This window comes from Neptuniibacter sp. SY11_33 (assembly GCF_047778025.1).
Lineage (GTDB): Bacteria > Pseudomonadota > Gammaproteobacteria > Pseudomonadales > Balneatricaceae > Neptuniibacter.
In genome coordinates this window covers 708,893-734,073 of sequence record NZ_CP180543.1, presented here as the reverse complement: position 1 = coordinate 734,073, position 25,181 = coordinate 708,893, and the positions used below count along the sequence as shown (strand labels likewise).

Genomic DNA, 25,181 nt, shown 5'->3' with positions numbered 1-25,181 from the left:
AATGTACTTACACACGTACATTAATAATCGCACCAGGCTCGCCTGGTTCTTCCAATTGACTGACAACTTTAGTCGCAGCAGCTTCTACATCAGTACCTGCTGCTGATTCAAGCACCGCTTGGTTTTGATCACGGCCTGTTGCTTCTTCAGGCTGATCAGGTTTACCCGAGCCAGTTACATCACTGGCAGCACGTGGTGCGTTATCTAAACCACGGTTTATGCCAATAAAACCTGTTTGCAAAGCATTGGTTACATTCATAGTCACCACCTCTATATTTTTTAAACACAGCTATGGCAACAGTAATTATAGAACATCGAGAGAAGATGTTCATTTTTTGATCATGTTAATTATTCAACAATAAATCGATATCAATGTATTGGGCAACATTTTTAGCAGAAGGTTCATCTAGATATGGCACTTCGCCAAGTAGAGGTGCACGCAGCATGTTTGCGATGGTTTCAACATTCTCACCGTAACAATCCATCTCTGAATCAACACGGTTAGCAATCCACCCTGCTAGCTGCAGACCATCGCGGGAGATGCTTTCAGCAGTCAACAAAGCATGATTAATACAACCAAGCTTCATACCAACTACCATGATCACTGGCACATTCAAAAGCTTAGGGATATTAGCCATAGTTTCACGAAAACTTAACGGCACACGCCAACCACCCGCGCCTTCAATAACAACAAAGTCAGCAGGCTGCATTAAAGCGCCTTTACACATCGCAGCAATGCGATCAGCGCTTAATACACGGTTTTCTTTCATTGCAGCAATATGCGGTGCAATAGGAGGCTTAAATGCAAAAGGGTTTACTTGTTCATATGACATAGCAACTGACGCTGCCTCTTGCAGAGCAAGCGCATCAGAGTTTCGTAAGCCGTCATTTGTTTCTTCACAACCAGCGGCAATAGGCTTCAAACCAATCGTTTTTAGATCTCGCTGGTTGGCGGCCTCAAGCAACCCCGTAGAAACAACTGTCTTTCCAGCATCGGTATCTGTACCTGCAATAAAGAAACTTCGTTTACCCACAACCTAACTCCTAGACTTCTTTTTCAAATACAGCGTATATAACTTGATAGGTCGCCGGCAAAGCCCCATCATCTAAACGTTGCTGTTCATAACCGTCTTTAAAACGACGCACCCGCTCACGTCCAGTTAGACCTTGCTGCTGACCAGCATTCATATTGTGCGCCCCTAACCTTTTTAGCTCATCAGTTAGCTGCTTTAACTGTGGATAACGTAGAACCTTATTCTGCTGCTCTAACGTTTGACAGCAAAGCGTTTCCGGCAGAGCTGCCTTTAACTGCTCCACCGGCAAAAACTGATTCACATGAGTAAAACTATCCGCATGAGACCAAGCTTGGCGAAGCTCTTTAAGGGTCTCAGGCCCCAGCGTCGCAACGACAAAGCTACCTCCTGGCCTTAGTACACGGCTTATCTCTGAGAACAAACCCTCTACGTCTTCACACCACTGAATAGCCAAACTGGAAAAGATCAGATCTAGCTGCTGATCAGCAATCGGTAACGCCTCAGCATCCGCACAAATCCAATGGGTGTGATCTTCACAGCGCTGTGCACGGGAGAACTGTAACATTCCCAACGCCAGGTCTAGATTGAGTAACGTTGCATCTGAGTAGGCATGCTTGAGCTTAGGGGTAAAGTAGCCTGTACCACAGCCTAAATCCATCATGGTAGATACAGCTTGCTTAGGGAGATAAGCCAATAGCTCCTGTCCAACCTCTCTTTGCAAGTCAGCAACACTGTCGTACGTCTGAGCAGCTTTGCTAAATGAATCCGCTACGCGGCGCTTATCAATCAACAGATCCACTATGATTGATCCCCTTGAACAAAACCAAGAATATCAGCGACAACGTCAGCTTGATGAGAAAGGAAAGGCAAGTGGCCCGCTCCGATATAAGTCACCACTTGGCCACCACTTAGACTCTGACAAGCATCTGCTGCTGAATTTGGAACAAGGTGATCAACCTCGCCAAATAGGTGTAACACTGGCACAGCTAGATTTTTTAACTCAGGGCGCTGATCTAAGCGCAATAAAGTCAAGCTTTCTTCTGCTGCCGAGTGCTCCACATCCGATAGGATCACTTTAAGCGTCTTCAGAATATCTCGACCTGCTTCAGCCCCTTGTGTTTGCAGCATAATAAAACGGGTTAAGGTCTTTTTCTGATTCTGAGCAAGCGATGTTTCGAAAGCTTGGTGCGTTGCTTCACCCATAGCAGATGGCCAATCATCGCGCTGAACAAAACAAGGATTAGAAGCAATTGTAATCAACTTATCCACACGCGACGGGAAACGATCCGCAAAAGCAACAGCAATCTGTCCACCCATCGACCAACCTAACCAGATTGCCAATTCAGGCACCTGCTCCGCCAACACCTCCAATACCGCTTCAAGCGTATAAGGGGTAGGAAACTCCTGAGATCGCCCCAAACCCGGTAGATCGATAATCGTCAGGCTAAAATACTCTGCCAATTGATCAGCAAATGGGCCCCATACCTGCCCGGTCATACCCCAGCCATGTAATAAAACTAGTTCAGGCTTGCCTGGGTTCTCGCGGTACTCTTTATAAAGCTTCACTTGGCTCATTTACGCCTGCTCTTTAATAACTTTTTCTAAAGTGCCTATTAAACGCTCAACTTGCGCTTCAGTATGCGCAGCACTTAAGGTCACTCTGAGTCGTGCACTACCTTGCGGAACAGTTGGCGGACGAATTGCACTGATGAATATACCTTCTCGCTCAAGCCCCTGACTGATCTGGATTGCTTTATCTGACTCGCCAATCACAATTGGCTGAATCGGCGTTGGGGAGTCCATTAGATCCAAACCTAAATCATCACAACCCTTTCGGAATTGCTGGATCAAAGCTTCAAGTTTTTCTCTGCGCCAATTTTCTTCACGCAATAAACGCAAACTCGTTAAGGTAGCGGCAGCCACTGCTGGCGGCATACTGGTGGTATAGATGTAGGTTCGAGCATGTTGAATTAACGTCTCAATTAGCTCTTCAGACCCCGCTACAAACGCACCCGCTGTACCAAAGCCTTTACCTAAAGTGCCCACCAGCACTTCCGGTGAATTTGGCCCCATAGCAAAATATTCCGCACAGCCACCACCTTGTTTACCTAAACAACCAAAGCCATGCGCATCATCAACCATTAACCAAGCATGATGATCACGACACACTGAAGCAAGAGAAGGCAGATCAGCTACATCACCGTCCATACTAAATACGCCATCAGTAACCACTAACTTACGTCGAGCCTCTGATTTACTCAGGCGTGTATTTAGACTCTCTGGGTCATTATGTAAGTAACGCTGAAAACGCGCGCCACAAAGCAAACCAGCATCTAATAAAGAGGCATGATTTAAGCGATCCTGAAATACTGCATCTTGCTTATCTAATAAAGCATTTACGGCACCAATATTCGCCATATACCCCGTTGAGAAAAGTAACGCTCTTGGTCTGCCTGTGAATTCAGAAAGCGCCTCTTCAAGCTCATGATGAGCTTGGCTATGTCCATTCACTAAATGAGAAGCACCACCACCAACACCATACTTATCTGCCGCTTTTTTAAAGCTTTGAATAACCTCAGGATGATTAGCCAATCCCAAATAGTCATTTGAGCAGAAGGCAAGATACTCGCGCCCATCCACGCTCACCATAGGTTGCTGTGGTGTTTCTAACGTACGGCGTTGACGATAAAGAGACTGCTGCTTTCGCTGTTGCAGCTCTTCAGATAAGGAGTCAAAAGACATAGTAAATCTCTAAGAGGTTTAGAGTAGGAGGTAGCTTTCGCTACCCCCTATAAGCGATTAAGCTTCGTAGAAGTGAGAACTGTCCTGCTGCTTCTGCAGGTTGCTCATTAATGCTGCTTCTTGGGTTTCATCCGTATCAGAGATACGTTGCTCCATGTTGATACCCAATTTCTTAAACAATTGAACATCGCGATGTGTTTCTGGATTTGGTGTGGTTAACAGACACTCTCCGTAGAAAACAGAGTTAGCACCAGCAAAGAATGTCATCGCCTGCATTTCATCGCTCATTTTTTCTCGACCAGCGGACAAACGAACATGGGATTTAGGCATCATGATACGCGCTACTGCAATCATACGAATAAAATCGATATGGTCTAAATCTTCAACATTTTCTAGCGGTGTACCCGATACTTTAACCAGCATGTTGATTGGTACACTTTCAGGCTGTACTGGCATATTTGCTAGTTGCATCAATAAACCGTAGCGATCCTTTGCCGTTTCGCCCATACCCAAAATACCGCCACTACAAATTTTCATACCGGAATCACGAACATTCTGTAGCGTATCTAAACGATCCTGATAAGTACGGGTAGTGATAATTTTGTCGTAAAACTCAGGAGAGGTATCCAAGTTATGGTTGTAATAATCTAAACCCGCATCCGCAAGCTGTTGAGCTTTGCCTTCATCCAACATGCCCAAAGTCATGCAGGTTTCTAAACCCATCTCTTTGACCTTTTGAACCATCTCGATTACATAAGGCATGTCTTTATCTGCTGGGTGCTTCCAGGCCGCTCCCATGCAGAAACGGGTTGAACCCGTTTCTTTAGCTTTACGTGCTTTCTCCAATACTTTTTCAACTTGCATCAAGCGCTCTTTTTCCAGACCAGTATTGTAATGACCACTCTGTGGGCAGTATTTACAATCTTCTGGGCACGCACCTGTTTTAATAGAAAGTAGCGTACTAACCTGAACTTCATTCGGGTCGAAGTTGTCACGATGCACTGTTTGCGCTTTAAACATCAGATCATTAAACGGCAGTTCAAACAGAGCTTTTACCTCTGCTTCTGTCCAGTCATGACGAATTGCACCTAGTTGTTGCATCTTGCTTCTTCTCCCGAGAAAATAGCGATACAGGCAGGAAGCCTAGCACCACGATAAAACGTACCAAAATAAAGTGACAATTTTATCCTGACAGAAGGAACTGTCAACCAATGAAAAAACCAACAGTAAACCACAGTCTATTTTTTGACCTGTGCGTTTTATGTCAACTTAAGCTTGATAAGCCCTCTAAAAGCAATATCTGCTCTAGCTGTTTACAAGACCTGCCTTGGTTAGAGCACTGCTGTAAAATCTGCGCCCTTCCCCTACCAAGCAATCAAGACAACTTAATTTGTGGTCAGTGCCAAAAGAAGCCACCAGCCTTTACACAAGCCCAAGCGCTTTTCCACTATCAATTTCCTATTAACCAACTCATTAGCGGCATTAAATTCAATCGTAATACTCAGTTTATAAGCCATATCGCCCGCCTGATGGCTGACCATTTAACAACTCACCAACCCATCGATTGCTTGATGCCTATCCCCATGCATAGATATAGCCTTATAAAACGAGGTTTTAATCAAGCTATACTCCTCTGCGACCGAATCAGCCAATACAGTGGCATACCCTCAGATCATGACTCTCTCATCAAAATAAAAAGCACGCCACAACAGCGCTCCCTATCCCGAAAAGAACGCCTAAAGAATCAAAAAGGCGCTTTTAAATGCAAACCGATCCCACATAAACGAATATTGTTAATTGATGATGTAATGACTACAGGGGCGACTTTCGAAGCAGCGAGCCTTGCGTTACTCAATGCCGGCGCCGAACAGGTCTATGGACTGGCCTTAGCTCGAACGGATAAATAGTGTGTTAAAGAATTAAAAAAGAAGAGTAGTGGCATTAAAGGAAAATAAAGAGTAAAAACCTGAGTTTAAGACTAGTGACAACTAATTTGCGACAACACTTATGCCAAGCACCTACTCTATAGCTCCAATCGCCGTCATCCGAAGTCCTTATAAAGAGAAATTTGGCATACCGAGGCAGCCAAATTTAGCGAGAAGCGTAACGGCTCGTGTTGAGATCTTAGAAGAGTTTTCCAGTAACGAGATTGTTAGGGGCTTGGAAACATGCAGCCATATCTGGCTCGTTTTCCTATTTAGTGAGTGCATTGATAAAGGCTGGAAACCTACAGTCCGCCCTCCTCGCTTAGGCGGCAACAAAAGACTTGGGGTCTTCGCTACACGCTCTCCTTTTCGCCCCAATCCTATCGGGTTGTCTCCCGTGCGTTTAGATAGCATAGATAAAACATCCAACGGGATTGAGTTAGTGATTAGTGGTGCAGACCTATTAGACGGTACCCCCGTCATTGATATAAAGCCATACCTTCCATACTCAGACATTATCTCTGAAGCTGAATATCCAATGGCAGATGAAATCACCCTTCTAGCTCAACCAATTGTATTCTCGGAACAGGCCCAAAAAGAAATTTCAGCCAGCGAAATCCGGTTAAAACAACCGTTAAAGCAGCAACTTAGCGAACTCCTGAAATGTGATCCACGCCCGGCCTATAAAAAGAACGATGCCGAAAAAAGCTACGGAATAAAGTTACACGATCTTAACGTTCGCTTTAGAATCTCAGATAAAGAAATAACGGTTGATTCAATCACGGTCGAATAGCATCTGCCTCAACGATAGCGAGCCTGATTCAGCTCCTCTTCAGGCTAAACTAATTAATATACGCCTATAGCTTTTGGAGGCTTATATGCTGTATTTACGAGCATTGATCAGCACTGCCCTAGTAACTTTATCGGCACCTGTACAAGCAAATGAACATTTAGAACAGATTCCTGATTGGTTACTCACATTACCCGAGAGTATCGAGCAACTTGAAAGCACGGGAAAGACGAGTTCGATCTATCTGAAGAACTACATGCAATGTATGGATGATCAACAAGCGCTAAATCAGAAAGAATCCCCTACAGTCGGGCAGGTTATCGACAATGCTTTAGACGCAGGCAATGAATGCGCGCCTTTGCTAAACGACATGCTAGATGAGATAAAAGATTCCGTAGGGTCACAAACGCCTTCATCCGACAACCAAACTAACAAAAGCTTATAACTAAACACCTGATCAACATTTAAACAAAACTTTGACTAAAGTATAAAACCCGATTAAAATGCTCGGGTTTTTATTTGGGATAGAAGTCTGAAGGAGTCAGGTTAACGATTGAGGTGTATATGAACTTTACTTTTGCACAAACTGAACAAATGATCGAAGAATCCAGCGCACTGTTTGAATGTTATTTAGAGCGTGTTTTTGAATCTGAATCTTTTACCGATCTCATTAGTGCATCTCATTGGTATAACGATGCTTTTTTATCCCTAATCGTTAATCCGACACAACCGCGTTAATCAATCTTTATCTCCCAATAAAAAAGGCCTCTAAATAGAGGCCTTTTTTGTATCTAAATTCTAATCTTGCTTACAGCAGCGTCGGATCCAATAATCCACACTCACGAACCGCCCAGCACCAGTAAAAAACAAGCTAAACAACATTACGAAATAGGTAATAGCAAACTCAATCCCGTTATTTAAAATAACAACAGACCCACGCCCAGTTAGCCAGTCATAATGCCCATGCTCCTGCAACAGACTTTTAGCCACAGCCAGACGTTCTTGAGCCTCCATGACTCGGTCATTAGCCAGCCAACTACCCCCATCAGAGATAGCCAACCAACCGTTTTCCCAATGCACCGCAAAGGCCGCCACTAGCATAGTGGCCATCAATGGAATACTAATCCAGCGCACAGCAAAACCTATCAACAGCAACACACCGCCAATTATTTCAGTACCTGTCGCCATCGCTGCCAACAATTCGGGGAAAGGCAAACCTAACCCCCACTCTTTGTTTCCAAACCACTCTACTGTGTTTTCAAAACCAGTGTATTTATTCCAGCCCGCCTGCAAAAACACAGGTGCGAGATACAATCTCAACAGCAAAGGCGCTAGGCCATCTGCAAACTTCGTATTATCTAAGACATCTTGTAAACGACTAACAAAACTAACCATAGGATTCGACATAACTTCACCCGTTATCCAATGAGTGGCAACTAAACTCTTGTACCTAACACTATGCCCTTAGAGCGCAGATGCTCCAGTGTGCTTAAACCACCTGAAACCACTTGGGGTGGATCAGGATGCTGCATCTCATTCGCGATTTGCTGTAACGCCTGCTCACCCGTTAGCGATTCATCTTCAGATAACAGGTACAACAACCGTCCAGTGACAGAATTAACTTCCATAAACTGCACTTCATCTTCTCGATTACGGTAAGCAATCAAGAAAGTCGGAGTGTCTGATGGTTCAGTCGGCTGATAATCCGGACGCACACAATGCACCGGATACTGATAAGAAAGAAGCCAAGCCAAAGGCGATTGCACAGGATGCTGCGTTAACAGATCTCCATTCACATCGACATTTTGCAAAGGTAACTCTATCTCTGACGCATCTAATGCGAGTTCAACCCATTCATAATGAATCAGCTCTAATAGAAATGCAGGATCATCTTTTTGAGGCTCTCGTTCATTTTGAACGTAAGCAATAAATTCCTGACCGATTTCGAGAAAGTAAGGTGTATGGCAACGATGCTTATCAAAGAAACCTCTGGCCAACTTACTCCAATACTCTTCCGAACTAATCTGTTTTAAAACTGGGAAATTTCCAGACAAAAAGCCTTCAACATTATTAAAGAAGAGGTCTCGATAAATACCCATGCGGCGGTCTTCGATACCATCAGGGCCATCATTTTCATCGGGATTACGAATATGTGCAGCAAACTCGTATTGCAGTTGCTGGAACTTAGGCATTTCAGGCAACGGTTTGTGCATGACGCATCTTCCATTGATTTTGATAGGAACGAACCTGATCTACCTCTGCTAACAGCTCAGACAGCGGCGGAATATTAAAGTCACGCTCTAATAACGTCGGCACTAAACCAAATTGGTCATATGTAGATTCCAACAAAGACCAAACTGGATCAACCACTGGCGCTCCATGCGTATCAACAATAAGGTCTTCAGCCTCGTTGTAATGACCAGCGATATGAAGATACATAATTCGTTCTGCAGGCATTGCCCTTAAGAACGCCTCAGCATCATAGCCATGGTTGATACTGTTCACATAGATGTTATTAACATCGAGCAACAGATCACAGTCCGCTTCTTCCAAAACAGCTAACAAAAACTCTTGCTCGGTCATCTCAGCACCAGGCGCTGCATAGTACGAGACGTTTTCCATCGCAATTCTTTGCTCAAGCACATCTTGAACTTGACGAATCCTCTCTGCTACGTACTTCACAGCTTCGGCAGTAAAAGGGATCGGCATCAAATCATAAAGATGACCATCATCAGAACAGTAGCTAAGATGTTCAGAGTAACCGCGAACATTGTGTTCTTTTAAAAAGGCTTTAAGGCGAGTTAGGAAGTCCATATCTAAAGGAGAAGGGCTACCGATAGATAGAGATAGACCATGAGCCATAAAGGGGTGTTTTTCGGTATATTGTTTAAACGCTTTACCAAAACGCCCACCAAGCCCCATCCAGTTTTCCGGCGCGATCTCTAGGAAATCAAATCCATTAGGATCAATCTCTTTTAATGTCTCGGACATACAACGGCGAAAGCCAAAGCCTGCCCCTGTAACGGGATAGCGGTCTTTATTCATAAAACACCTAGCCTTTAAGTCAAAAGACCCTGAGGGTTCAGGGTCTCTATGTAAGTATTACAAAGCGTAATTGGGCTTATTTAGAACCGCCACATTTACCTTCGCCACACTTGCCTTCAGACTTAGCAGCTTTGTCACCACCGCACTTGCCTTCACCACATTTGCCTTCAGATTTTGCAGCTTTGTCACCGCCGCATTTACCTTCACCGCACTTGCCTTCAGACTTAGCAGCTTTATCACCACCGCACTTACCTTCGCCACATTTGCCTTCAGACTTCTCAGCTTTTTTACCGCCGCATTTGCCTTCTCCGCACTTGCCTTCAGACTTAGATGCTTTATCACCACCACACTTGCCTTCGCCACATTTGCCTTCGTTCATAGCAACTTGCTGGCTATAACCAGAAGATAGGTCAGTTGTAGCAAATGGGTTTTCTGCAGCTGTCGCAACAGGCGCCGCTACCATACCAGTCATAAATGCTGCACCAACAGCGGCAACCATAGGTTTTACAGATGTATTGTTATTAGCCATTCTAAATTCACCCCAAAATTGAAAATATTTATTATCTTGCGTTAGTTGTAAAACTCAGAGCCTGTCACGAGCTCTTGCGTTTGTGACTACAGCTTGTGAATAAAGTTTCACCAAGTTCTAAATTAAGTGATTTTTTTTTCATAATCACTCATTTTTTATTAGTTTTTCCGCTTATTTATTAACATGTTACAAACTTTTTATATTTTAGCGCTTCCTTACATAGCAATCGTTCAGAGATAAAATAAGAACTAGTCTTGATCAATAATTTTAAGCAGGCTCTAATACTCCTAATTAAAAATTTCGATTAAGGGCACTCCTAAGCATGATCACTTCTGAGCAGGTTTCTTTTGACCATCAACATATTTGGCATCCCTACTCATCCATGATCAACCCTCCCGCGGTTTACCCTGTCGAATCGGCTAGCGGCGTTAAATTAAAGCTAAGTAACGGCAAAGAACTTATCGATGGTATGGCATCGTGGTGGTCAGTTATACACGGCTATAGCAATCCAGAATTAAACCAAGCAGCACATGAACAGATAGATAAGATGGCACACGTCATGTTTGGCGGACTTACGCACGAGCCTGCAATCAAACTCTGCCAAAAGCTGGTTGAGATGACTCCTGCCAATCTCGATAAAGTGTTTATCGCAGATTCAGGCTCTGTTGCCGTTGAAGTCGCCCTTAAAATGGCCATTCAATATCAACACGCCCGCGGTAAGCCAGAAAAACATAAGCTACTTACCATTAAAAATGGCTATCACGGTGATACCTTTGGTGCGATGGCCGTATGTGATCCAGTTACGGGTATGCATGAAATTTTTACTGGTGTACTACCACAGCATTTCTTTGCGCCAGCTCCTCAAACAAAATTTGAACAGAGCTGGGATGAAAGCGATATAGCTCCTTTACGCCAATTACTTGAACAACATCATTCAGAAATAGCAGCACTAATCTTAGAGCCCGTTGTTCAGGGCGCAGGCGGCATGCGCTTTTACTCACCGCAGTATTTGAAAGAAGCTCGCGCACTGTGCACTGAATTTGATGTATTGCTCATTGCCGACGAGATTGCGACCGGTTTTGGCCGAAGCGGTAAGCTATTTGCCTGTGAACATGCAGGCATCGAACCTGATATTCTTTGTCTGGGTAAGGCGATTACCGGCGGTTACATGTCATTAGCAGCCACACTTACGACAACGCATATCGGCGAAACCATCTCCGCAGGTGGTGCAGGCTGTTTTATGCACGGTCCTACGTTTATGGGAAATCCTCTTGCCTGTGCTATTGCGAATAAGAGCTTAGAGTTATTAATTAAAAATGATTGGCAGACGAACGTCACTCGAATTGAAACCAGATTAAAAGCAGGCTTAGAACCAGCAGCTGAGTTAGATAATGTGCATGAGGTACGCAGCTTAGGTGCTATTGGTGTTATCGAGATGAAAGAAGCTGTTAATACTGCCGAGATACAAAAACTCTTTATAGAACGAGGCTTGTGGATAAGACCTTTCGGCAAGCTGGTGTACATTATGCCACCCTACATCATGACAAACGATGAATTAGAAAAGCTCACCTCTGGAATGGTAGATGCTGTCTCAGTTTACAAAACTTAAGGATTAGTTATGGCCCGCATTAAGCTCGACATGCCTGACAACTATATTTTTTCCACAGAATTACCTGTGCGAATCAGTGATATTAATTACGGTGGCCATCTAAGTAACGATGCCATGCTCTCTATAGTGCATGAAGCGCGTATTCGCTTCCTCAGCCATTATCATTATGGGGAATTAGATATAGAAGGGCTCGGCCTTATCATGACCGATTCAGCTATCGTGTACAAAGCAGAAGGGTTCCATGGCGACCAACTTCAGATTGATATAGCTTTAGGGGACTTTAATAAATATGGCTGTGATATTTTCTATTTAATAACCAACAAAAAAACCGCTGTTGAAGTAGCTCATGCAAAGACTGGCGTCGTTTTTTTCGATTACAACGAACGCCAAGTCACACATATGCCCGAAGCTTTTCTTAACAAGGTTATTAAAGACGCTTAAGCAAATATTCTTACACAAAAAAAGGGGCACTTAATGCCCCTTTTTCATATTCAATTTAACCTTCAGACTTATCGCTCTGCCCTGGCGGTTCTCGATATTTCGCCGGTTCTGCTAACTCTTCATTTACACTGCCTTTGTTAATTTTTACTTGTAGGTGTAATGCTGTTTTAGCCAACATCATTGCACTTACAGGCGCTGTAATAAAAAGGAAGATCGTAATTAAAAGCTCGTGAGCACTCACGCCTCCATTACGGTACGAAGTAATCAACATCGAAGCAATTAGAATAGCCCCCATGCCTAAGGTTGTAGCTTTGGTCGGTGTATGCAAACGCATATAAAAATCAGGCATTTTCATTAAACCGATCGAGCCTAAAAGAACAAAAGCTCCACCCATTAGCAGCAATGCCGAGCCAATTAGCTCAATATAAAAACCCATGCTTAATTCCTACTCAATGATGTCGCCACGTAACAGATATTTACACAATGCCGCTGTACTTACGAAGCCTAACATTGCAATCAAAAGAGCAGCTTCAAAATAGAGCGAGGTGCCCATAATCAAGCCAAACAAAAGGATCAAAGCAATACTATTAATATACATAGTATCTAACGCCAAAATGCGATCAGGCTGATCCGGGCCATTAAATAAGGTTACAAGGTTAAGCGTCATCGCAATCACAACCATGGCTGTAGCAGCAATAAGACAGAACATTAACATCCGAAAATCTCCTTCAGAGGCTGTTCATAGCGCTCTTTAATCTCTTTTATAGTTCCAGCCTCATCCACAAGATTAAGCGCATGAACATATAACCATTTTTGGTCTATAGAGACTTCAGCACTCACAGTTCCTGGCGTTAAAGAGATCGTACTGGCCAATACAGTGATAGGAAAGTCGCCTTCTATATCCAATGGAATCGCTAAAAAACCTGGTTTCAAACGCTTGGCAGGCCCAAGTACCTGAACAGCTACTTCAAAGTTTGCAGATACAATATCCCCTAACACTTTCAGAGCATATAAGACCACTTGAACTGGCTTGTTGATATTTAACCGGTGAAGTTGAGTTCCTCTTAACAACAAAGGAATTCCAATCGCTAAGATCGAAGCTAATACCAGATGACCCGGTGCAATGGATTCATTAAGCAATAGCCAAACGACAAATAAAATTAAGCTTTGCCAAGGCATAGGAAATATTAAACGCATACCTTAACCTCCATTCTCATTTGACGCTGGTAGTAGCATATAAGGATTTTCTGCTTGCTGATAAATTTGGTTCGCGGTTTCCTGAGTATATTCAGTCACGGGACCACCAAATATCACTAATAGTGGCGACATCACTAACAGGAAGAAGACAGCAACAAACTTTACTTTGGGTAATTTTTCACAATAGTTTGCATCACCACTGACTCGCCAAAACAAAGTAGACCCACCTCGTGACATCGCCACAACGCCCATTAAGCTAGCAAGCAATATTGCAGACCACGCCCAGACAATCTCAGCAGGCTCAACTGCCGTTTGTAGTATCATCACTTTACCCAAGAAGCCTGAGAAAGGAGGTAAACCGATCATTGAGATAGCGGCTAGCGCAAACGCAATCCCAAGCGGGAGCGACTGACACATTCGACGAGAGCGAGCAAAACGATCTGAAACTTTACCTCGCTGTTCGGCAATTGCATCAGCAAGGAGGAACATAGCGCCAGTAATAAGCGTTGAATGGATCAGATAATAAAGCGCAGCAGATGCAGATTCAGGAGTATTGATCGCCAAAGCACACAGTAGCGTACCGACAGAAACAATTACTAAATTAGAAACCAACATACGCAATGTCTGGCTTGCCAGAGCGCCAATAGCCCCCATAACGAGCGTTAAAACAGCGATAGGCCATAACCAAGCACCTGCAAGGTTAGCCAACTCGCCAGCATGGTCACCAAAAACAACCGTAAAGATACGCAAAATACTGTATATCCCCACCTTAGTCATAATCGCGAATAACGCGGCTACAGGAGCACTAACACTCGAATAGGTTCTCGATAGCCAAAAGTGCAACGGGAACATCGCAGATTTCAAACCAAAGACAAGTAACAGCATCATACCGCCGATTTGAGCGAGCAATTTATCCTCGCCAGACAGGGTACGGATTTTCACTGCCATATCTGCAATATTCAGGGTTCCCAGCACCCCATACATAATCCCTAGAGCAAACAAGAAGAGTGCTGATCCTACTAAGTTTAACGTTACATAATGTACGCTCGCCAAAGTTTTCTGCTTACCACCGCCGTGAACAACCAACGCATAAGAAGCAAGCAATAACACCTCGAAGAATACAAACAGGTTAAAGATATCCCCTGTTAGGAATGCGCCGTTAATACCCATCAACTGGAACATAAACAGCGGATAGAAGAACATACCCGTTCGATCATCCCCTGCTGCACCATAGAGCAAAGCTCCAAAGGCTAGAACCATAGTAAGCAAGATCATTAAACTAGATAAGCGATCAGCGACAAGAACAATACCGAATGGCGCTTGCCAGTTACCTAACTGATAAATGGTAATTTCACCGCTACCCGCCGTGATCAGTAACTGAATTGCGACAATTAAAGTAACTGCCGCACCAACAAAAGTAATAAACCGCTGACGACTTAACGTCGTAGAGAAAGGCGGCAACATCATAAGCACTGCCGTTAACATTGGCAGTAAAACAGGTAATATTGGAAGATGCTGCATCATTTCAACTTATCCTTCTTCTCAATATCCAAAGCTTTTTCACGTCCATCAACATGGTCATTACCCAGATCAGCACGAGCCCTCATTGCCAAGATGACCGCATACGCTGTCATAGCGAAGCCAATCACGATGGCAGTCAAAACCAACGCTTGCGGCAAAGGGTCAGCATATTGCTCAGATGAACCTAAAATAGCAGCCCCATTAACGACCAGTCGACCACTGGAGAATAGGAAAAGGTTTACGGCATAGGACAGCATTGTTAGTCCCATAACTACAGGGAACGTTCGACCTCGAAGAGTCAGAAAAATACCACAGGTCGTTAACACACCCACGCAAAGCGCATACATTAATTCCATTACAGATTCTCCAACTCACGAGAGTCCACTCGTTCTGAAGTTGTCAATTTACCTAGGTTCGCCAAAATCATCATGGTTGCACCAACAACGGTGAGATACACGCCAAGGTCAAACAGCATGGCACTCGCCAGCTCAAATTTACCGACCCAAGGCCATTTGAAGTAATCAAACCATGACGTGAGGAATGGACGGTCGAATATAAAACTACCGACCCCTGTCATAAATGCGATCAACAGGCCAGAACCTATCAGCGCCTGATATTTCAGACGAATATTCTCTTTCATCCATTCAACACCATTCGCAATGTACTGCTGGATAATTGCTACGGCCGTAATAAGGCCCGCAATGAAACCACCGCCCGGCTCATTATGGCCACGCAAGAAGATGTAAACGGATACGAGTAACGCCAAAGGCAGTAGCATCTGAGAAATCGTCGACAGAACCATTGGATGAGAATCAGTGTTCCACTGACGTCCATGCTCATCGCCAGATGGCATATAAAGACGCATACGAACTATCAGCTTATAGATACCCAAAGCTGCGATACCCAGTACCGTTATTTCACCAAAGGTATCAAAACCACGGAAGTCCACCAGAATCACGTTTACCACGTTGGTTCCGCCACCACCCGTTTTACTGTTAGCAACGAAGAAATCAGAGATAGATTCAAGCGGACGCGTCATCATTGCATAGTTAACCGTACCAATGATGCCACCGATCAAAGCTGAGATACTTAGATCCCGAACTAGACGTCGAGGAGACGACTCTTTCGGCGTAGTCTTCGGTAAGAAGAACAATGCAAGCATCAGTAGAATAACGGTTACCACCTCTACGGCTAACTGCGTCAGTGCAAGATCCGGCGCAGAGAAGCGAGTAAAGGCTACTGATACGATCAAACCAACGACAGAAAGCATGAGCAGAGAGGTCAAACGTTTTCTGTGCCAAACCATGGTCGCAATCGCAGCAAGGATCAGCAACAAAGCGGACATACCCGATGCATAATCAAGCGGTATTTGTGACCTAAGCCCAGCGGTCTCCTGTAGATTAACCAGAGGCATGACTGAAACGGCAAAGATCATAAACAAGAAGATGGACAAATAACGTTGCAACGAACCGTTTTCAATCCACTCAATAACTACGCGAGTTGAGTTAACAAGTCTTTGCACCCACCCCTCAAAAACCAACTTAGAATCTGGTTCCGGGAATTGCCCTTGGAATTGAAAGAGCTTTTTGCGGTTGTAGTAGATGATAAAGCCACCCAGCATGGCCAGCACACTCATCAACAAAGGTACGTTAAAGCCGTGCCAAATCGCTAAGCTAAATTCCGGCATTGGACCTTGTAAGGTAGCGATTGAAGCTGCGCTCAGCAGATCAATGACAACGATACCTGGAACCAAGCCCACAACAATACAAATAGCAACCAATATTTCTACTGGCACTTTCATGTAGCGAGGCGGCTCATGCGGAGTTTTCGGCAAATTAACCGGCTCACCATTAAAGAAAACATCGTGGATAAAACGTAATGAATACGCCACCGAGAAAGCCGCACCCACTGTCGCCAATACAGGTATAACCCAAGAGAGGGAACCCAAGGTTGCTTGATCCAATGCTTCCGTGAAAAACATCTCTTTAGATAGGAAGCCATTTAGTAAAGGCACACCCGCCATAGACGCAGCAGCGATAATTGCCAAGGTGGCGGTATACGGCATATATTTCCACAGACCATTGAGCTGACGCATATCACGCGAGCCAGCCTCGTGATCAATAATACCCGCCGCCATAAAGAGCGATGCTTTAAAGGTAGCATGGTTAATGATATGGAAGATTGCAGCGACTGCAGCCATCCGTGTATCCATACCTAATAACAGCGTAATCAAGCCAAGGTGACTGATAGTCGAGTAAGCAAGAAGACCTTTCAAATCATGCTTAAAGAGCGCCATGTAGGCACCGACTAATAGCGTACATAGACCTGTGATACTCACAATCAGGAACCACATATCTGTTCCAGACAGCACTGGGTAGAAACGTGCCATCAGGAAGATACCCGCTTTTACCATCGTCGCCGAGTGAAGGTATGCACTTACAGGTGTCGGTGCTGCCATAGCATTTGGCAGCCAGAAATGGAATGGGAACTGGGCGGACTTTGTAAAAGCCCCCAAAAGAACCAATACCAAAATAAATGGATACTGAGCAGATTCTCTAATTAAGTTACCACTATCGAGAACTGCTTGAAGATCATAACTACCAACCACTTGGCCAATTAGAATCACGCCTGCTAACAGCGCTAAACCACCGGCACCTGTCACAGTCAGCGCCATACGTGCGCCTTTTCGTGCTTCTGTTTTATCAGACCAGAAACTAATAAGCAGGAAGGAACTAATACTGGTCAATTCCCAGAAAAACCACATTTGGATCAAGTTACCCGAAGCAACGATCCCCACCATGGCCGTCATGAACAACATTAAATAGGCAAAGAACTTACCTATAGAATCTTTCTGGGATAAGTAATACCGAGCATATAAAATGATCAACAGACCAATGCCCAATATCAATAATAAGAAGAGGAAGCTTAAACCATCGAGTCTGACGGATAGCTCCAAACCAGCCGCAGGCACCCAATCAACAGCGTAAGCAAATACCTCGCCTTGGAGTAACTGGGGACTGATAGAGAGAACTATTCCTAAAGCAACTGCAGGAGCAATCGCAGTTAAAATAGTACAGACGGTTCGACTAAAACGAGCAGCATACAATGGCACAAGGCTGCCCAATAAGGGTAATAACAATACCGCAAACAATTTCATACGTGTCTTTTTCCGGTTAATCCCATTACCAAGAATGGATAGAAATGTGTTTTCACTACTTTATAACCGCCCTAACCTAAGGGCATGAAAACATCCCAATTTTCTATGTTTTTATTCACACTGTCCATGGAAACTCGCCTTCCTAACCCACCATATTCACTAATTAAAGTGGGTATTTATTTACATATGAATTTATTAATATTTCCGAGCCATTTCGCATACAAAAAAGCACTATATTCGGGCAAGCATCAGCACTAATCTAGTGCAAAATCCACCCTTATCCAGTCAGCCATATCGCAGCGACGTTGTAAAACACTAACAAAAAACAAACATTATTAGCTTAGCAGTTATCAGAATAACTCTATGATAATCAATTAAAAGTCCAATTCAGAGTATCAATTTCAGACACTATATCAACCCCAAATACTTTTAATCGTCCATACCTGCATATTGCGCGTATACATCAGGAGCTAAGTTTTCAAATTTGGTGTATTTACCAATAAAGGCCAAACGACTCGTACCTATAGGACCGTTACGCTGCTTACCTATGATGATTTCAGCCACACCTTTATGTTCTGAATCTTCGTTATAAACTTCATCACGATAGATAAACATAATCACGTCAGCATCCTGCTCAATCGCACCCGATTCACGCAAGTCTGAGTTTACAGGACGCTTATTAGGACGCTGTTCAAGCGTACGGTTAAGCTGAGACAAGGCAACAACAGGGCATTCCAGCTCTTTCGCAATCGCCTTCAAAGAACGAGATATTTCAGAAATTTCTTGAGTACGACTTTCAATACCTGGGGTTTTCATCTGCATTAGCTGCAGATAGTCAATCATGATCAGTGACAATGGACCATGCTCACGCACGATTCGACGTGCTCGGGTACGCAATTCGTTAGGACTGATACCTGCCTGATCATCGATAAACAGCGGTTTATCACGCATCATATTGACGGCCGTTGTTAGTTTTGGCCAATCCTCTTCTTCCAACGAACCGGTACGCACTCGCGTCTGATCGATACGACCCAACGAAGACAACATACGCGTCATCAACTGTTCCGCAGGCATCTCCAGACTAAATACCAAAACCGGCTTATTATTGGACATTAACGCATTTTCCACCAAGTTCATGGCGAAAGTCGTTTTACCCATCGATGGACGCGCAGCAACAATAATTAGGTCGGAAGGCTGAAGGCCCGCCGTTTTGGCATCAAGATCATCAAACCCGGTAGTTACGCCGGTCATATCCCCATCACTGTTAAATAGGGTATCAATTCGATCTACTGCTTTTTTCAGCAGCTCATTTACGCCTTCAGGGCCGCCTTGATTAGGGCGGTCTTCCGCAATTTGGAAGATCTTTTGCTCCGCAGAGTTCAAAATCTCTTCGGAAGATTTGCCATCCGGGTTAAAGGCATCATCAGCGATTTCATTGGCTGCCGAAATCATTTGCCGCAAAAGGGAACGATCGCGAACAATTTCAGAATAAGCACGGATGTTAGACGCACTTGGTGTGTTCTTAGCAAGCTCGATCAAATAATCTAGCCCGCCCGCACCTTCTAAATCACCGGTACGATCCAACTCTTCAGATAAAGTAACAACATCAATCGGATTGCCATCATTAACAAGCTTACGCATCGTACGATAGATTTTGCGATGCTCCTGACGATAGAAGTTATCATCTAGGACCACCTCAGATACGGTATCCCAAGCATTGTTATCCAGCATCAAACCACCCAAAACTGATTGCTCAGCTTCCATCGAATGGGGAGGCACTTTAATCCTTGCTAGATCTTCATCCGTTAGTTCACTTTTTTCCATCATTCACAACAGCCCAAAAACAAAAAAGCACCGCATGGAAAATCCACGCAGTGCTTTATAGTACAGTACAGTACGGCTTAGCTAAAGACGATTACTCGCCTACAACAGCCAGCTTAACTGTAGCAGTAACTTCTGGGTGTAGTTGAATAGCGATGTCGTATTCACCGATTGCGCGTAGAGCACCTTCAGGTAGACGAACTTCACTCTTATCAACGTCTGCACCAGCAGCAGTTACAGCGTCAGCGATGTCACGCGTACCGATAGAACCGAACAATTTACCTTCATCACCACACTTAGCAGTGATAGTAACTTCTTTATCGTTCAGTGCTTCGCCACGTGCAGCAGCAGCAGCTAGCTTCTCAGCAGCAGCAGCTTCTAGTTCAGCACGACGTTCTTCAAACTTAGCAACATTGCCTTCAGTTGCAGGAACAGCTTTGCCCTGCGGTACTAGGTAGTTACGACCGAAACCGCTTTTTACGGAAACTTTGTCACCGAGGTTACCTAGCTTACCAATTTTCTCGAGCAGAATAACTTCCATCTCGTAAACCTCTTTTGTTCTGCAAAGAATTGCAGTCCTAATTCTTCACTGGAATTCGAGCTCTGATATCGACAAAACTATCAATAGCAGCAGCAAAAACCAGCAGCGTAATCACATACGGTCCCATAAAGAAGGCTGCAACATAAAAAGCAACCAACCAGGACCTTCCTAAATCACGTTTAGCCAAACTGCCATGCACCAATGCGATACCCGCAATGATCCAAGGTAGCAGCAACAGTGGTAACCAGCGTAACGACTCCAGATCTAACTGGTAGCAAACTAACGATACCGCAATTAACACTCCTGTATACAGCTGAGGCAGTCTCAATACATGAAACTCTCGCTGAAAACCGCTCGGGTTATACAACCCGGCTTGCCAAGAGCGCGCCAGCATTACACTGACAAGCATCATTACCGTATGCACTGACGTTAATCCGCCCAACATGAGCTGCCTTAGCTGCTCAGAATCAAGCTTAACCTCTTGATTAGCTTGAGTTGCCGACTGCATTAGAAACTTTTCCAACTGCTTAATTACTTCATCAAGATAACTGCTAAGCATAATATCCATGCCTACGCTAGCTAAAGCTCCCACAGGCAGCGCAATCATTAGCACCTTTGCCCAAGAAGCCGACTCTCTTAAAATAATTGCAAGGATATAAGTTCCTACAATTACAGCCAGTGGTGTCGGATCAGACACACTGTATGCCCAGACCCCAGCAGGCAATAATGCCCAAACCAGCAATCCAGTACCTTCACTTCGGCCTTTACGTAAAGTAACCAAAGCTACGGCAGCTGCACTTACCCAATAAAGTAATGGCAGCAAGGCGGCGATAACCGCCACAAAAGCCGCTTGTTTACGGCCTTTCATGACCAATTCGGCCAAGGCGCGCATAGCGACTCTCCTACCTAATTACTGATGGCTATCAGTGTAAGGTAGTAGCGCTACGAAACGAGCACGCTTGATAGCAGTTGCCAGCTGACGCTGGTAACGCGCTTTAGTACCTGTAATACGGCTAGGTACGATTTTGCCAGTTTCGGTGATGTAACCTTTTAGCGTGTCCAGATCTTTGTAATCGATCTCTTGAACACCTTCAGCCGTAAAACGGCAGAACTTACGACGGCGGAAAAAACGAGCCATTGTATCTCTCCTCAGAAATTAAATTACTCAGCAGCTTCTTCAGAAGCTTCCGCAGCAGGTGCTGCTTCTTCAGCTGGCTTTTCAGCTGGCTTTTCTTCACGGCGAGGCTTACGCTCTTCGCGAGATTCAGCAGCTTTGATTGGAGAGATCTCAGCGATCGCTTCTTTACGACGGATAACCATGTTACGCAGAACAGCATCGTTGTAACGGAATAGGTTTTCCAGTTCGTCTAGAGTTTCCTGACCACATTCGATGTTCATCAGGACATAGTGTGCTTTATGAGCATTGTTGATTGGGTAAGCCAACTGACGGCGACCCCAGTCTTCTAGACGATGAATTGTGCCTTCTGCACCTTCAATAAGAGAGGTGTAACGCTCAACCATCGCAGAAACCTGCTCACTCCGGTTCGGGTGAACCAGAAATACGATTTCATAATGACGCATTTTAGCTCCTTTCGGGTTAATAGCCCCCTGACCACACCATGTGGTAGGCAGCAAGGAGATTGGAAATAGTTCTCCAAAGGACGCGTAATTCTACGCGTCTAACAAGAGCTATGCAAGAAAAAGACTAGCGAGGAAGGCATTTAGAACTTTCAACTCACTTGGTGCATCGACACATAAGCGCCCAGCTTCTCACCGGAGGTATCAAATAGCGGCTGACCACTAATATAAACACGTTTAGGCTCACTCGTATTCGAAACAATAACGATCTCTAGATTTGATATGTGCTCACCATTCAACGCTCTAAATATTGGCCATTGGGATTTATCCAACTGAGTTACACCATCTGCCGCAAACAGTTTAAAGGGCGCATCTTCAAAGCGCTCAAGGTGAGCACCTTCAGCCAAGCCCCTAAGCTGATTGACTACACGATTCGAATAAACAAAACGCCCCTCTACATCACAAACAACAACACCGCTATCAATATTGGCCAAAACCGCTTCCATAAAGTGAGCCTGCTGAGTCAAACGTTTTCTCAAGGCGTCACTTTTTTGCTGATTGTCTTTCAGGAAACTCACCAAACCCTTGAATGCATGCGTCGTATCAGAAATATCATGAAAAATACTTGCACCAGCATCGATATTGACTTCTAGCTGCCCCTTTTTCACAGATTCAACACTCTTCTGCAATCTAATAATTGGACGAGATAACGAGCGCGCAAACCAGATACCAACAATCAAACTAACTAAGGTTATTACTCCAGCAACGATAAAGTTAAATTTTTGATTTGCTTTAATTTCTGTAAGGAAGTCGTCCTCAGGCACATATAGACCCAAGAGCCAAGGCCAATTATCTGAAAACGGTGTGAATACAGCATGGTACTTTTTCCCTTCGTGCATATAGCTAGTATTAACTGCTGTGTTCAATACATACCAACCCGGTGAACGCTCAAGCGAATCAACGGCCGCCCGAGTTGCCTTATTACTAAGCTCCCCCACCTTCAACAGACGCTTCACCTCTTCATTCTGAGCATAGGTACCCTGAAGGTTACGGTGCGCGATCACATCACCGTTATTATTCATAATTAACGCAGAGGCATGTTCACTTAATTCCAGATACCCCAAGAAATCTGATAGAGCTGATAGGTCGATATCCACTCCAACAACCCCGATAAGTTCGCCATTTTTAGTAAACACGGGACTCGCCACGGTAATCCCAGGAGTTTGGGAGGTAAAAAACAGATAAGGATCTGTCCAGGTCTGCCGCCTTTCTCCTAAGGCTTTCGTAAACCACGGCCGCGTTCTTGGATCATAAGAGTCGAACGGGTCTTCAGCTGTTTTAACCAACTCCTGATCTGGTCCGAACCAACGGTTAACGACAGTTCTCTGCCCGGGCTCTTCATTGATACGCTTAATTTGGTATGAGCTTATTTCAGAACTTCTACGCACAAAATAGAAATCCCCATCGAGGTTACCGTAATAGATGCCAGCAATATGGGGAAACAACATAAGTTGTTCGAAGAAATACTGCTCCATCTCATCTGGACGCTCTTCGCTTACAACCTCATTCCTAGCCAAGCTCTGGGTCAAACTAACAGCAGAACGTGCAGGAGAAAGAAACTCTTCAGAGTGCTGAATAACTTCGCGCGATAAATTGCGCATTAATTTTTGAGCATGGCCTATTAGGACCTGCTCAGTGGTGATGTAGGATGAGGCCAAGATCACACAGACTGTTACAATCTGCAGCGTAACTATGCCTATAGCCAACGTTTTAGATATCGATAAGCGCATCGCCCCACCAAATCCCCTAAATCTTACCCATACAAGCCCTTTTAGGAGATAAAAACCAAACCCTACATCCATCAAAAAGGGGCAACAATAACCTTAAAAAACAAGCAACTAACTAAATAACATTGCAACTAATATAGCGGATAAACAGTGAGACTCCAGTAAAAAATAAAAAAGGGCCACTAAAAAGCAGCCCTTTATCAGGAAAAGCACCAAAAAATGAGACTATTCCACTTCAACAATCTCATAGCTATGGGTAATTTCAACACCACCTCGCTCAAGCATTAGTGATGCAGAGCAGTATTGTTCAGCTGACAATTTCACAGCTCGCTCAACCTTTTTCTCATTTAAGCCACGACCACTAACAACAAATTTTACGTGAATCTTAGTAAAGACTGCTGGTACTTCGTCAGCACGCTCAGACTCAATTTCTGCGACGCAATCAACCACATCTTGACGCGTTTTTTTCAAAATCCCCACAACATCATAGCTAGTACAGCCACCTAGCCCCAGAAGCATAAGCTCCATAGGACGAGGCCCCTGTTTCAGCTCACCATCGATCATTAGATCAAAGCCAGAACCAGTTGTGCCTTGAAAACGCACATCACCATCCCATTTAACCTTGGCACTCATACTCATAAAGTTACAACCTTACTCAAACAATTCTTTTAATTTTTGGCCTGGATTTTCAGCACGCATAAAAGCTTCACCTACTAAGAAGCTATGAACATTATGCTCGCGCATTGCCTGAACATCTTCGCGACTATGGATACCGCTTTCAGTAACCACAATTCGATCTTCTGAAATAGAGCTCAGCAAATCATAGGTATTATCTAACGTCACCTCAAAGGTATGCAGATTTCGGTTATTAATACCAACCAGCTTATTATTTAGCGGAAGGGAACGCTCTAACTCATCAGCACCATGGACTTCAATTAACACATCCATTCCCAATTCAAGCGCCAAACCATTGAGATCTGCCATTTGCTGATCTTCTAAGGCAGATACAATCAGCAGAATGCAGTCAGCACCGATAGCACGCGCTTCATACACCTGGTATGGATCAACAATAAAGTCTTTACGGATAATCGGCAAAGAACAGGCTGCACGCGCCTGCATCAGATATTCTTCGCTACCGTGAAAATAATCTTTATCCGTCAAAACCGACAAACAACTTGCGCCACCTAACTCATAAGATTTAGCAATATCCGCTGGCACAAACGGATCTCTTAACAACCCTTTAGATGGACTATGCTTTTTAGCTTCAGCAATAACCGCAGAACGCCCCTCAGCAATCGCCTTCTCCATATTCGCAACAAAACCACGAGGATCAAAATCACTCCCCTTCTGGTCCGCTATACGCGCTTTAAGATCGGCTATGGAAATTTTTGGCTGTCGCTCCGCAACTTCTTGCGCTTTACGGGCAAGAATTTTCTTTAAAATCGTTGGTGTATCTGACATCTT

At 44.3% G+C, this 25,181-nt stretch carries 30 protein-coding genes; 6 read left to right on the top strand and 24 right to left on the bottom strand.

What is annotated here, in order from left to right:
• Positions 1-7: 7 nt before the first annotated feature.
• From ACMXYV_RS03235 to bioB, 6 genes are all read right to left on the bottom strand, one after another.
• Entirely contained in the window at positions 8-259 is a 252-nt protein-coding gene (locus ACMXYV_RS03235; protein ID WP_415890343.1) for a hypothetical protein, read from the bottom strand.
• A gap of 85 nt (positions 260-344) precedes the next feature.
• Positions 345-1,034 (bottom strand): dethiobiotin synthase, encoded by a 690-nt coding sequence (bioD, locus tag ACMXYV_RS03230; RefSeq protein WP_415890342.1) that lies wholly within the window; start codon positions 1,032-1,034, stop codon positions 345-347.
• A gap of 10 nt (positions 1,035-1,044) precedes the next feature.
• On the bottom strand, positions 1,045-1,833 hold the full coding sequence (gene bioC / locus ACMXYV_RS03225) for a malonyl-ACP O-methyltransferase BioC (RefSeq protein WP_415890341.1): 789 nt from the start codon (positions 1,831-1,833) through the stop codon (positions 1,045-1,047).
• Positions 1,833-2,609 (bottom strand): alpha/beta fold hydrolase, encoded by a 777-nt coding sequence (locus ACMXYV_RS03220; RefSeq protein ID WP_415890340.1) that lies wholly within the window; start codon positions 2,607-2,609, stop codon positions 1,833-1,835. The genes bioC and ACMXYV_RS03220 overlap by 1 nt, the downstream gene beginning before the upstream one ends.
• Complete coding sequence (gene bioF / locus ACMXYV_RS03215) at positions 2,610-3,776, bottom strand: 8-amino-7-oxononanoate synthase (protein WP_415890339.1); 1,167 nt, start codon at positions 3,774-3,776, stop codon at positions 2,610-2,612.
• A gap of 57 nt (positions 3,777-3,833) precedes the next feature.
• Positions 3,834-4,877: a biotin synthase BioB gene (gene bioB / locus ACMXYV_RS03210; protein ID WP_415890338.1), complete on the bottom strand. Its 1,044-nt coding sequence runs from the start codon at positions 4,875-4,877 to the stop codon at positions 3,834-3,836.
• Between the two features lie 110 nt (positions 4,878-4,987).
• On the opposite strand from bioB, the gene ACMXYV_RS03205 reads away from it, so the two are divergent.
• The 4 genes from ACMXYV_RS03205 (at position 4,988) to ACMXYV_RS03190 (ending at position 7,229) form a co-directional block, all read left to right on the top strand.
• Positions 4,988-5,683, top strand: a complete 696-nt coding sequence (locus tag ACMXYV_RS03205) for a ComF family protein (protein ID WP_415890337.1) — start codon at positions 4,988-4,990, stop codon at positions 5,681-5,683.
• A gap of 100 nt (positions 5,684-5,783) precedes the next feature.
• A complete protein-coding gene (tsaA, locus tag ACMXYV_RS03200) occupies positions 5,784-6,494 on the top strand; it encodes a tRNA (N6-threonylcarbamoyladenosine(37)-N6)-methyltransferase TrmO (RefSeq protein WP_415890336.1) in 711 nt (236 codons plus the stop codon).
• A gap of 85 nt (positions 6,495-6,579) precedes the next feature.
• Positions 6,580-6,936, top strand: coding sequence for a hypothetical protein (locus tag ACMXYV_RS03195; protein WP_415890335.1), 357 nt, complete (start codon positions 6,580-6,582; stop codon positions 6,934-6,936).
• A gap of 119 nt (positions 6,937-7,055) precedes the next feature.
• A complete protein-coding gene (locus tag ACMXYV_RS03190; RefSeq protein ID WP_415890334.1) occupies positions 7,056-7,229 on the top strand; it encodes a hypothetical protein in 174 nt (57 codons plus the stop codon).
• Positions 7,230-7,289: 60 nt separating this feature from the next.
• Here ACMXYV_RS03190 and ACMXYV_RS03185 read toward each other — a convergent pair whose 3' ends face one another.
• The 4 genes from ACMXYV_RS03185 to ACMXYV_RS03170 form a co-directional block, all read right to left on the bottom strand.
• A complete protein-coding gene (locus tag ACMXYV_RS03185; RefSeq protein WP_415891421.1) occupies positions 7,290-7,886 on the bottom strand; it encodes a DoxX family protein in 597 nt (198 codons plus the stop codon).
• A gap of 41 nt (positions 7,887-7,927) precedes the next feature.
• Positions 7,928-8,704, bottom strand: coding sequence for a DUF2063 domain-containing protein (locus ACMXYV_RS03180; RefSeq protein WP_415890333.1), 777 nt, complete (start codon positions 8,702-8,704; stop codon positions 7,928-7,930).
• A complete protein-coding gene (locus tag ACMXYV_RS03175; protein WP_415890332.1) occupies positions 8,685-9,536 on the bottom strand; it encodes a DUF692 domain-containing protein in 852 nt (283 codons plus the stop codon). The genes ACMXYV_RS03180 and ACMXYV_RS03175 overlap by 20 nt, the downstream gene beginning before the upstream one ends.
• 76 nt (positions 9,537-9,612) lie before the next feature.
• Positions 9,613-10,065, bottom strand: coding sequence for a hypothetical protein (locus tag ACMXYV_RS03170; protein WP_415890331.1), 453 nt, complete (start codon positions 10,063-10,065; stop codon positions 9,613-9,615).
• A 322-nt stretch (positions 10,066-10,387) separates the two neighbouring features.
• On the opposite strand from ACMXYV_RS03170, the gene bioA reads away from it, so the two are divergent.
• Positions 10,388-11,674: an adenosylmethionine--8-amino-7-oxononanoate transaminase gene (gene bioA / locus ACMXYV_RS03165; protein ID WP_415890330.1), complete on the top strand. Its 1,287-nt coding sequence runs from the start codon at positions 10,388-10,390 to the stop codon at positions 11,672-11,674.
• A 9-nt stretch (positions 11,675-11,683) separates the two neighbouring features.
• Positions 11,684-12,115, top strand: coding sequence for an acyl-CoA thioesterase (locus tag ACMXYV_RS03160; RefSeq protein ID WP_415890329.1), 432 nt, complete (start codon positions 11,684-11,686; stop codon positions 12,113-12,115).
• 55 nt (positions 12,116-12,170) lie between these two features.
• On the opposite strand, the gene ACMXYV_RS03155 is transcribed toward ACMXYV_RS03160, so the two are convergent.
• The 14 genes from ACMXYV_RS03155 to trpC all read right to left on the bottom strand — a co-directional run bounded on the left by ACMXYV_RS03155 (position 12,171) and on the right by trpC (position 25,178).
• A complete protein-coding gene (locus tag ACMXYV_RS03155; RefSeq protein WP_415890328.1) occupies positions 12,171-12,551 on the bottom strand; it encodes a Na+/H+ antiporter subunit G in 381 nt (126 codons plus the stop codon).
• Between the two features lie 9 nt (positions 12,552-12,560).
• Positions 12,561-12,830 (bottom strand): K+/H+ antiporter subunit F, encoded by a 270-nt coding sequence (locus ACMXYV_RS03150; RefSeq protein ID WP_415883529.1) that lies wholly within the window; start codon positions 12,828-12,830, stop codon positions 12,561-12,563.
• Positions 12,824-13,312 (bottom strand): Na+/H+ antiporter subunit E, encoded by a 489-nt coding sequence (locus ACMXYV_RS03145; RefSeq protein ID WP_415890327.1) that lies wholly within the window; start codon positions 13,310-13,312, stop codon positions 12,824-12,826. Before ACMXYV_RS03145 ends, ACMXYV_RS03150 begins: the two co-directional genes overlap by 7 nt.
• Positions 13,313-13,315: 3 nt before the next feature.
• On the bottom strand, positions 13,316-14,833 hold the full coding sequence (locus ACMXYV_RS03140; RefSeq protein ID WP_415891420.1) for a monovalent cation/H+ antiporter subunit D: 1,518 nt from the start codon (positions 14,831-14,833) through the stop codon (positions 13,316-13,318).
• Positions 14,833-15,189 (bottom strand): Na+/H+ antiporter subunit C, encoded by a 357-nt coding sequence (locus tag ACMXYV_RS03135; RefSeq protein WP_415890326.1) that lies wholly within the window; start codon positions 15,187-15,189, stop codon positions 14,833-14,835. Before ACMXYV_RS03135 ends, ACMXYV_RS03140 begins: the two co-directional genes overlap by 1 nt.
• A complete protein-coding gene (locus tag ACMXYV_RS03130; RefSeq protein ID WP_415890325.1) occupies positions 15,189-17,990 on the bottom strand; it encodes a monovalent cation/H+ antiporter subunit A in 2,802 nt (933 codons plus the stop codon). Before ACMXYV_RS03130 ends, ACMXYV_RS03135 begins: the two co-directional genes overlap by 1 nt.
• A 429-nt stretch (positions 17,991-18,419) precedes the next feature.
• Positions 18,420-19,814 (bottom strand): replicative DNA helicase, encoded by a 1,395-nt coding sequence (gene dnaB / locus ACMXYV_RS03125; RefSeq protein WP_415891419.1) that lies wholly within the window; start codon positions 19,812-19,814, stop codon positions 18,420-18,422.
• A gap of 91 nt (positions 19,815-19,905) precedes the next feature.
• On the bottom strand, positions 19,906-20,352 hold the full coding sequence (gene rplI, locus ACMXYV_RS03120; protein WP_415890324.1) for a 50S ribosomal protein L9: 447 nt from the start codon (positions 20,350-20,352) through the stop codon (positions 19,906-19,908).
• 37 nt (positions 20,353-20,389) lie between these two features.
• Complete coding sequence (locus ACMXYV_RS03115; RefSeq protein ID WP_415890323.1) at positions 20,390-21,244, bottom strand: hypothetical protein; 855 nt, start codon at positions 21,242-21,244, stop codon at positions 20,390-20,392.
• Positions 21,245-21,262: 18 nt separating this feature from the next.
• Positions 21,263-21,490, bottom strand: coding sequence for a 30S ribosomal protein S18 (rpsR, locus tag ACMXYV_RS03110; protein ID WP_007020960.1), 228 nt, complete (start codon positions 21,488-21,490; stop codon positions 21,263-21,265).
• Positions 21,491-21,513: 23 nt separating this feature from the next.
• Positions 21,514-21,933: a 30S ribosomal protein S6 gene (rpsF, locus tag ACMXYV_RS03105; protein ID WP_415890322.1), complete on the bottom strand. Its 420-nt coding sequence runs from the start codon at positions 21,931-21,933 to the stop codon at positions 21,514-21,516.
• Between the two features lie 149 nt (positions 21,934-22,082).
• Positions 22,083-23,720, bottom strand: a complete 1,638-nt coding sequence (locus ACMXYV_RS03100) for a cache domain-containing protein (protein ID WP_415890321.1) — start codon at positions 23,718-23,720, stop codon at positions 22,083-22,085.
• 222 nt (positions 23,721-23,942) lie between these two features.
• Positions 23,943-24,350 carry an OsmC family protein gene (locus tag ACMXYV_RS03095; protein ID WP_415891418.1) on the bottom strand — a complete coding sequence of 136 codons (408 nt, stop codon included), beginning with the start codon at positions 24,348-24,350 and terminating at the stop codon, positions 23,943-23,945.
• A gap of 18 nt (positions 24,351-24,368) precedes the next feature.
• The gene (gene trpC / locus ACMXYV_RS03090) at positions 24,369-25,178 is read right to left on the bottom strand and encodes an indole-3-glycerol phosphate synthase TrpC (RefSeq protein ID WP_415890320.1); all 810 of its coding nucleotides are present in this window, start codon (positions 25,176-25,178) and stop codon (positions 24,369-24,371) included.
• Between the last annotated feature and the right edge of the window lie 3 nt (positions 25,179-25,181).